Annotated in this window: 8 protein-coding genes and 1 riboswitch; of the genes, 4 read left to right on the top strand and 4 right to left on the bottom strand. The window is 47.3% G+C overall.

Annotated features, from left to right (window positions below; all coding sequences use genetic code 11):
- The coding region (locus H8K55_RS22360; protein WP_186942982.1) for an integrase core domain-containing protein at positions 1–100 on the top strand (100 nt) is incomplete at its 5' end.
- 135 nt (positions 101–235) lie between these two features.
- Here the strand turns inward: H8K55_RS22360 and H8K55_RS19955 are convergent.
- The gene (locus tag H8K55_RS19955; protein ID WP_186943831.1) at positions 236–2,143 is read right to left on the bottom strand and encodes a PKD domain-containing protein; all 1,908 of its coding nucleotides are present in this window, start codon (positions 2,141–2,143) and stop codon (positions 236–238) included.
- Positions 2,144–2,213: 70 nt separating this feature from the next.
- Positions 2,214–2,297, bottom strand: a riboswitch (cyclic di-GMP riboswitch).
- A gap of 215 nt (positions 2,298–2,512) precedes the next feature.
- On the opposite strand from H8K55_RS19955, the gene H8K55_RS19950 reads away from it, so the two are divergent.
- Positions 2,513–3,019, top strand: coding sequence for a hypothetical protein (locus H8K55_RS19950; RefSeq protein WP_186943830.1), 507 nt, complete (start codon positions 2,513–2,515; stop codon positions 3,017–3,019).
- Between the two features lie 34 nt (positions 3,020–3,053).
- Here H8K55_RS19950 and H8K55_RS19945 read toward each other — a convergent pair whose 3' ends face one another.
- Positions 3,054–5,084 carry a UvrD-helicase domain-containing protein gene (locus H8K55_RS19945; RefSeq protein WP_186943829.1) on the bottom strand — a complete coding sequence of 677 codons (2,031 nt, stop codon included), beginning with the start codon at positions 5,082–5,084 and terminating at the stop codon, positions 3,054–3,056.
- Between the two features lie 155 nt (positions 5,085–5,239).
- On the opposite strand from H8K55_RS19945, the gene H8K55_RS19940 reads away from it, so the two are divergent.
- Positions 5,240–5,878 (top strand): glycoside hydrolase family 25 protein, encoded by a 639-nt coding sequence (locus H8K55_RS19940; RefSeq protein WP_186943828.1) that lies wholly within the window; start codon positions 5,240–5,242, stop codon positions 5,876–5,878.
- 48 nt (positions 5,879–5,926) lie between these two features.
- On the opposite strand, the gene H8K55_RS19935 is transcribed toward H8K55_RS19940, so the two are convergent.
- Both H8K55_RS19935 and H8K55_RS19930 read right to left on the bottom strand, forming a co-directional pair.
- Positions 5,927–6,805 carry a pirin family protein gene (locus tag H8K55_RS19935; protein WP_186943827.1) on the bottom strand — a complete coding sequence of 293 codons (879 nt, stop codon included), beginning with the start codon at positions 6,803–6,805 and terminating at the stop codon, positions 5,927–5,929.
- Positions 6,806–6,867: 62 nt separating this feature from the next.
- A complete protein-coding gene (locus H8K55_RS19930) occupies positions 6,868–7,467 on the bottom strand; it encodes an FMN-dependent NADH-azoreductase (protein WP_186943826.1) in 600 nt (199 codons plus the stop codon).
- Positions 7,468–7,597: 130 nt separating this feature from the next.
- Between H8K55_RS19930 and H8K55_RS19925 the strand changes: the two genes are divergently transcribed.
- Positions 7,598–8,506 (top strand): LysR family transcriptional regulator, encoded by a 909-nt coding sequence (locus H8K55_RS19925; protein WP_186943825.1) that lies wholly within the window; start codon positions 7,598–7,600, stop codon positions 8,504–8,506.
- Positions 8,507–8,521: the final 15 nt, after the last annotated feature.

Here is an 8,521-nt window from a genome sequence, read left to right as displayed (position 1 = left end):
CGCACAGTCCATTCAAATCTATAACAACGAACGGCCACACTCTAGTCTCAAAAACAAAACGCCCAATGAGGTTCATCGAGCGTGTTTGCAACACTTTTAGTTGTCAACTTATTTTAGGACTAGACACCGTCATGAATCAGTAAATAACTTTGAAAAAAAGCGCCAGGCAACATCAATGTGCCTGGCGCTCTCCTCAATCATCGATACGACTACAAAACTGCAGTATGTAATCTCACTAAATTTGTGATGTCACCACCACTTTCATAGTCTGTGTCTTACTCTGGTTGTTACTGTCCGTGATTTTCAAAGTCACTGTATAAGTTCCGACTTTAGTAAAAGTGTGTGTGACCAATCCAGCTGTTGAATTTGCCGTAGCATCACCAAAATTCCACTCATATTTAGTAACGGTAGCGCCGGACATGGCAGTCGATTTGGTCGCATCAAAGCTCACGCTCAGCGGCCCTTTGCCTGTCAGCGCACTGGTTTTGACAACAACCACTGGTGCAGAATAAACAATCAAAGGCGTTGTTCCCGTTATCAGGTATTGTCCCAAACTACCGTAATTTGAATAGCCTGTTGTCTTTGGATCGCCACGTCCGACGCCTGTCACGCTCAGATAATAACTGCTGTTAGCAGTGAGCGTCGTTGTTAAAGTCGTGCCTAAAGTAGTCGGATTATTCGAGCTTGCCAACACTTTGCCGGTCGCGTCCAATAACTGCACACTAGCATCAAGATTGCCGCTGAAGGCCGATGCTTGCAAAGTAATCGTTGCATTCCCCGGTCCTGCTTGGAAACGAAACATATCAATATCGCCGACGCGTTCTATGATGCCCGAAGCATTGACGTTATTTAAGCCGTTGCTGGTCACACTCTCCATCGCCGCAGCGCTTGCTATCGTATTCCCAACATCATCAACGCGTGGATTCAAACCACGTTTTAACATGGTCGCATAGGCATCTTCGAAATTATTCGCACCGGGATATTCTCCCTTCGACCATTGCGTCAGATTCTTGTAATACCCAACGCCCATAATCGGTGCCCAACCTGTTTCACCATCTCCATGCCCTGCGTAGTAACCAAGAGTTGCGGTACCTTGATGCAGTAAACCCAAAGTGTGACCCAATTCATGAGAGATACATTCTGCAATCGGTTTTTCACTATTCGCCAAATTATTTTGGAAACAAAATGCCGGTGGATTAGATAAATTGATCGTGCCGAAAGAATTTAAGTAAGCATATCCGCCAGCTGTCTCGACTTGATTAGTGATCAAAATCGACGTACCGATTTTGCCTGCAGTAGAGGTCGGTGGCAGCGTCGTGACATTCACATCAAATGGCGCAAAGTCTTCTTTTACCCGTGCCCAGATTTTTTGAATCATGGTTTGTTCAGTCGTGCTGAAAGTGCCGGTGTTTTTATCTAAATCAAAAGCAGGTTTCGCTCCCAGCCCTTTAAAGTTTAAGTACAAAACGCGAGTCGATGCCGGTTTGCTTTCCAACTTAAAGGTTTGATCTAAAGGAAAAATCGCATTCGTCACGCTACCACTGGTTATGACAGCGGCGGTTGCGTTCAATGTTGGATTCATTGTCGCATTGATTGCTGCACCAGCCTGAACTCCATCATCAATGTTCAACAAACGACCATGACGATCAATGTGTAAACTCAAATCATGCAGCAGCATATTTTTGAGCGTATCTGCGCTAAAGCCATACCATTGCGCGACCACGGGTAATTGTTCCCCTAGCAAATTGATAGCGCGCTGACCTGAAGCGATCTCCGGTAAGTCTATGCGGCTAAATGGCGCGCTTTCTATGCTGCCTTCCGCATTGCTGGGAATGAAATCTTTGGGCACTTCAATTTGCGCCAAAAATTGTTTACGCTCTGCGGAAATCGCGACCACTGCGGCATCTTTGCCACTGACAGGATAGCTTGAATTGGCGCTTGTTGCGTTCGGCTTGACTGCAGTCTTTTGATCTAGCCCCGGGTTACCAGACACCATCGCTGATAAACGATTTGCAGCATCGATAACGCCCGACATCGACGTATGAATATTTTCGACGAAATAGATACCTGCGCCTATGAGTAAGACAACGACCAAAGCGTTGACTCCGGCACGACCAGTTTGTTTGCCGATGTTCATTTTCATTTTTTTCTCCCTTTGTTTCACGTATTTAACAAAGGGCTAACGCTATCAATCATGCTCATTGCGATGTCTGATTGGAAACCCCGCTACCATGATCAAAGACCTTAGGCCGGAAGCTTTGCGTCCTTGTCTTTCGACAAGTTTGCCCATGCCTACAACTCTATTCGCGGCGCAAAAAAAATGAAAGTACATTTGACTAATTTTTAGGCATATTTTGCAGATATTGGGTGATTTAAGTAATTGATTTACAATGAAAAATCTTTATTGCTGACAAAATGATTTTTTAGAATAGTCAATATGCTCATCAAGTACCTTCGCGGGTTCGACATAAATCTACTATGATAAAAACAAACCAGTCTATGGGAAATTCACATGAGCATAATTTCTAAACTGAGTGTGGCGTCAATCATGCTGGCTGCTTTATTGACGACGACACTAACGACGACACAATTGGCATCAGCTTCCCCGCAAACCAATGTACCCCCCTGGCCAATCGGGCACAGTAGTGTATTACCGGGGTCAGAGGCAAAGGTACTCAGCAAACAATGTTCGCGTCCTTCGCTCAGCGGCATACAGACTAGCTGGCACCCAAGTGCGCGACAAATTGCCAAACTGGAGCTAGGACTTGATCAATATTTGCGCCAACATTATCCAGCGCTACGTCAGCAAATCAGTCAGTATTATTTTCAATACGCAGGCTTGGTTCGCCAACAGCGTCGTTTCATTTACATCAATGCGATTGATGAGTATGCACAAAACAATCCTGACTGGCGTCACACCGCCATGATTATGTGCGATGGAGGTGAGCGTTTTTGGGGTTTGGAATATGATCTCGCGACTGGGAAATTTTCTGCGATGACATTTAATTCCAGCCTTTAAGACTGCCGCAATTATTTGCAGCTATTATTCACAACTATTCCTTAGGCCGACTAAGTAGAGCTTTCAAATTCGCCAGGCGATTTTGTGGCGTGATGATTTCATCTTCAGTCGGTACGGCATCACCTTCATCCAGCTTCATTTCTTTGATGAAGCGCGAAGGATCACAATGCACGGATTCGCCCGCGCGTTTGCGCTTTTTGCACCAGGTGATATGTAAGCTGCGTTGGGCGCGCGTGATGCCTACATACATTAAGCGTCGCTCTTCTTCTATACGGGCTGCTATCGTTTCCACAGGCGCATCGGGATCACCTTTATGCGGCAAAATTCCTTCTTCCACGCCGACTAAAAATACGTGTGGATATTCCAAACCTTTCGACGCATGCAAGGTCGACATACGCACCGCATCCGGGTCTTCGTCTTTACCTTCCATCATGCTCATCAAGGCGACCATCTGGGTCAAATCTAAGAGGCTACGATGATCATCCGTACCATCTTTACCGCCACTACCTTTTTGCTTTAACCATTGCGTGAAGTCGAGCACATTCTGCCATTTTGATTGCGCGGCTCTGTCGTCGAAGTTGTCATACAAATAGAATTCGTAATTAATTTCTTTCATCAAATCATCGAGCAATTGCTCAGCATGACCTTCCCTATGCGCATGTGCTTCGACGTTATTGATGAAGGTGCAAAAATCACGCAAAGGACGTAATTGACGCTCGGTCAAAATGGCTTCAATACCACCTTTAAATACTGCTTCAAACAAAGAGCATTGCCATTGACCAGCAAAAGATCCCAGGGCTTCCAAAGTTGCCTGCCCAACACCGCGACGCGGCGTAGTGATTGCCCGGATAAAAGCGGGATCATCTTCTTCATTCGCGATCAGCCGCAAATAGGCAATGATGTCTTTAATCTCTGCCTTGTCGAAAAAACTCTGACCGCCAGAAATTGTGTAGGGAATTCTTTCTTTGCGCAAAGCTTGTTCTATCACCCGTGCCTGATGATTGCCGCGATACAAAATCGCATAGTCGGCCCAGGCAGAACGTCGTTCAAAGCGATGCGCCGACATCATAATGGCGATTTGTGCCGCTTCTTGTTCATCGTCTTGCATGCCCATGACTTTGACCGGATCGCCAAGCCCATGCTCTGACCACAAGGCTTTTTCAAATAGCTTAGGATTGTTGCCAATCACTGAGTTAGCCGCCTGCAAAATACGCGTGCTGGAGCGATAATTTTGTTCGAGTTTAATGATGCGTAAATTTGGGAAATCAACTTGCAGCGTGGTCAGATTTTCGATAGTCGCACCACGCCAGGCATAGATCGCTTGATCGTCATCACCCACCGCCGTAAACATCGGTTTTTTACCTATGCCCGAGACGAGTAACTTCACCAATTCATACTGACAGGTATTGGTATCCTGATACTCATCCACCAGCAGATAACGCAAGCGGCGTTGCCACTTATCGCGTACTTCTTCGTTATGCCGAAACAACTCTACTGGTAAGCGGATCAAATCGTCAAAATCGACTGCTTGATAGGCGGACAAGGTCGCCACATAGCTGGCATAAATTCTGGCCGCCTGCGCTTCGTCTTCGTCCTGTGCTTGTGCCAAAGCTTGCTCTGGGCTCACCAAACCATTCTTCCATAAAGACATCGCGGTTTGTATGCGGCGGATTAATTGTTTATCCGTCGTAATCGCCAAATCCTGCACCAAAGAAAAACAATCATCGCTATCCATAATCGAGAAGCGATCTTTCAAGCCGAGCGCACGCGCTTCCTGCCGTAAGATTTTTACGCCCAAGGAGTGAAAAGTGGAAACCGTAATTTGCTTGGCGAGTCGCGGCTCTTTCAAGAGTTTCGCGATACGCTCTTGCATCTCGTGCGCCGCCTTATTGGTAAAGGTCAGCGCGGCGATATGTTTGGCATCGTAACCATGCAGTTCAATCAGATTCGCAATTTTTTGCGTAATCACGCGGGTTTTACCCGAACCGGCACCTGCCAACACCAGGCATGGGCCATCCATATAATTAACTGCATCGCGTTGGGGTTGATTGAGGCCGTGGGACATGAGAACTACCAATTGCTATTAAGGCGCTATTGTAACCGCTTGCCAGACGCATAGAGAGATCGATGTTTTGCTTGCCAATACTAAGACAAACGGCATACTATTTTTTAAATTCTTAATGTCACTAAAATTGCATTCTCTGCTACCAGGAGCTAAACATGAGTAACAATACTATCGCAGGCATCGATGTATCGCATTTTCAAGGCAGCGTGAATTGGCCGGCGGTCAAAGCTGCGGGCACCAACTTTGCCTTTGCCAAGGCGAGTGACGGCAATACTTACACAGATCCCCAGTTCGCCAATAACTGGCGCGGCATGCAAGCGGCGGGTATTTTACGTGGTGCCTATCATTTTTATGAAAGTAAGGACGATCCCCAAACCCAAGCACAACAATTTTTGAAAGTGTTAGGGCAATTAGGTAGCAATGATTTGCCACCTGTGGTGGATATTGAAAGTAGCACAGGCAGTTTCGGCACGCAGAGTCTCGCCAACAATTTGCAAATCTGGCTAGATACAGTTGAACAAAGCCTGCAACGCACGCCGATTATCTACACCAACTGCGGATTTTGGAATGCGAACGTCCTTACCAATCCGACGACACAGTTTTCGCGTTATCCTTTGTGGATTGCACAATACGGTGTCACGCAACCCAAGATACCGAATGGCTGGAGCCGTTGGACGTTTTGGCAGTCGTCTGAATCTGGCAGTGTCGCAGGCATTACAGGCGCCGTCGACACCGATATCTTTGCTGGCACGATGGCGGATTTGCAGGCGCTGATTGCGGCTTCACGTCACTAAATTTTATCAGGTAAGTAGCTCAATCAAAGCGCTTAAGACAAACCTTGATTATTCGGCAGCGACTAATTTACCCTGCCGGAAATCATCAATCGCCTTGAAGATTTCTTCCTGCGAATTCATCACGAACGGGCCATATTGCGCGATGGTTTCACCCAAAGGTTTACCGGCGATCAAAATGAATCTAGCATCTGCATTGGCAGTTATCTTGACGCCGTCTGCAGTCGGCCATTTTTTTAAAATTGCCATTCTCTGCAAAGGCACTTGCTGCTCACCGATCTTGACTTCGCCGCGATACACATAAATGAAGGCATTGAAATCAGCTGGAATATTTTGACTAAAGCTAGCTCCGGCTGGGATCTGCACATCAAGGTAAATCGGCTCTGTCGTTGCGCGCTGCATTGCGCCTTGTACGCCATGACTTCGGCCGGCAATCACGCGCACGCTGACGCCTTCTGCTGTCGTCAACTCTGGAATATCGGCGCTCTTAAAATCACGATACCAGGCTGGGGTCATTTTGTCTTTCGCCGCCAGATTCAGCCACAATTGAAAACCTTCCATGCGGCCATTTTCTTGCTCTGGCAATTCTGAATGAATCACGCCGCGCCCCGCAGTCATCCATTGCACGCCGCCATTTTCCAATAAGCCTTCATTGCCAGCACTGTCACGATGACGCATGCGACCTTCTAGCATATAGGTAATGGTTTCAAAGCCACGATGTGGATGATCAGGGAACCCAGCGATGTATTCGTCCGGATTGTCGCTGCCAAAAGCATCGAGCATCAAAAAAGGATCGAGCCGGTACTGATAAGGTTGTGTTAACACCCGCGTCAGTTTCACACCAGCGCCATCGGAAGTCGCTTGTCCAACGACTAATTGCTCGACTGCACGCGATAAGGTGATGGTTTCGGATGTGAGATTGGTGTTCATTTGCGCTTCCTTTTTTGTTGATTTGGTTCTTCAATCGTGACGGCGATCGTATCCGACCTTAATTACGCGAGTGCTGCCTCTATTTGTGCCTGAGCATCACTAATTGCACGTTGCTCGCCTTCAGTACCCATCGCCAAGCCTTCAGCATAAATGAATTCAACATCGCTCATACCGAGGAAGGCAAAAAAGTTTTTCAGGTAAGGCATTTGCGTGTCATTCGGTGTATTCCGATACAAACCACCACGAGTTAAGACCACGTAAACTTTTTTGCCTTTCAATAAACCTTCAGGACCATTTGCTGTGTAACGGAAAGTCACCTGAGCACGTGAAATCGCATCAATCCAGTTTTTCAATTGAGATGAAATGCCAAAGTTATACATCGGTGCACCGATCACCAGAATATCAGCTGCTTGCACTTCTGCGATCAAGGCATCATCCAAAGCAACGCGCACAGCCTGCTCCGGTGTGCGTTGATCCGCAGGCGTGAACAAGGCTTGCAATGCTGTTTCATCCAAACTAGGTTGTGGCGTGATAGCCAAGTCACGCAAGATGAAGTTTGCATTGGCGTGCTGATCACGTAAGCGTGCGCTTACTTGATTGGATAAATTGGAAGAATGAGAACCAGCTACACGGGCACTAGAATTGATTTGTAAGATGTTCATGGTGTTGCTCCTTGAAAGTGAACTACAGTGAATGTGCTGTCACTTTATATGTTCCAAAATCAATACAGAAGCCCATAAAATGGATATGATTGTTCCATTTTTGGAATAATCTATTTTTCTCAGGAAAACCATGCAACTCGATCCCAACGATCTCTTATTGTTTTCCCGCGTCGTGACAGAGGGTAGTTTTAGTCGCGCGGCGGAACGTTTAAGCATGCCGAAATCCAGCTTATCGCGCCGCATTACCGCACTCGAAGCCCAGCTCGGTGAGCGCTTATTGCTACGTACGACCAGAAAATTAGTCGTCACCGATTTTGGCAATGCTGTACTGACGCATGCTCAACAAGTGAATGCAGAAGTCGAGGCGACGCTGGCACTCACCCAACAAAGACAGGTGCAACCTAGTGGCCGCTTACGGGTATCGATGCCTGCTGACTTTGCGAATGAAACCATGACCGCCTTAATCAGTCGTTTTCTACGCCAATATCCAGCCATCACTTTGGAACTCGATTTATCACCGCGCCGGGTGGATTTGATAGGTGAGAATTTTGACCTCGCGATCCGCATGGGCAGTTTGCCCGACGACGCTTCACTCGCGGCGCGACGACTGGCGAAATTCTCCGCAGCGATTTACGCCGCTCCCAGCTACCTAGAAAAATTTGGAGAGCCGCAAGAACCCGAGGCCTTGATGGAACATCAAACCTTACGTCTATTGGCGCGCAACGGCGAGCCCGCCAGATGGCGACTGAAAAATGGTGATCAGGCATGGGAAGGTGTGCCGCCCGGCATCGCCACAGCCAACTCACCGGAGATATTGAAACGCCTGGCGCTAGCAGGCTTGGGCATCACCTTGATTTCGGAGCATTTCGCGCGTTGTCATTTACACGATGGCGGCCTGATCCGCGTGCTGCCCGGCTGGCATTCGCCAGAATTTGATGCTTGGGCAGTGTTTCCGGGACGACGTTTAATGCCAGCCAGAACCCGGGTGTTTATCGATGCAATGTTAGAAGAGTTTGAGCAAGATAGATATTTTAAGTAGTAAAATAATTATTTT

Origin of the sequence: Affinundibacterium flavidum (assembly GCF_014284175.1) — a bacterium.
In the GTDB taxonomy this organism is placed as follows: Bacteria; Pseudomonadota; Gammaproteobacteria; order Burkholderiales; family Burkholderiaceae_D; genus Undibacterium; species Undibacterium flavidum.
Note: the sequence above shows the minus strand (reverse complement) of the source record. Positions and strands in the feature narration are given on the sequence as shown.

Coding starts and splice junctions, on each gene's coding strand:
- H8K55_RS19925 (WP_186943825.1), top strand. CDS start 7,598: ATGCAACTCGATCCCAACGATCTCTTATTGTTTTCCCGCGTCGTGACA.
- H8K55_RS19935 (WP_186943827.1), bottom strand. CDS start 6,805: ATGAACACCAATCTCACATCCGAAACCATCACCTTATCGCGTGCAGTC.
- H8K55_RS19930 (WP_186943826.1), bottom strand. CDS start 7,467: ATGAACATCTTACAAATCAATTCTAGTGCCCGTGTAGCTGGTTCTCAT.
- H8K55_RS19950 (WP_186943830.1), top strand. CDS start 2,513: ATGAGCATAATTTCTAAACTGAGTGTGGCGTCAATCATGCTGGCTGCT.
- H8K55_RS19945 (WP_186943829.1), bottom strand. CDS start 5,084: ATGTCCCACGGCCTCAATCAACCCCAACGCGATGCAGTTAATTATATG.
- H8K55_RS19955 (WP_186943831.1), bottom strand. CDS start 2,143: ATGAAAATGAACATCGGCAAACAAACTGGTCGTGCCGGAGTCAACGCT.
- H8K55_RS19940 (WP_186943828.1), top strand. CDS start 5,240: ATGAGTAACAATACTATCGCAGGCATCGATGTATCGCATTTTCAAGGC.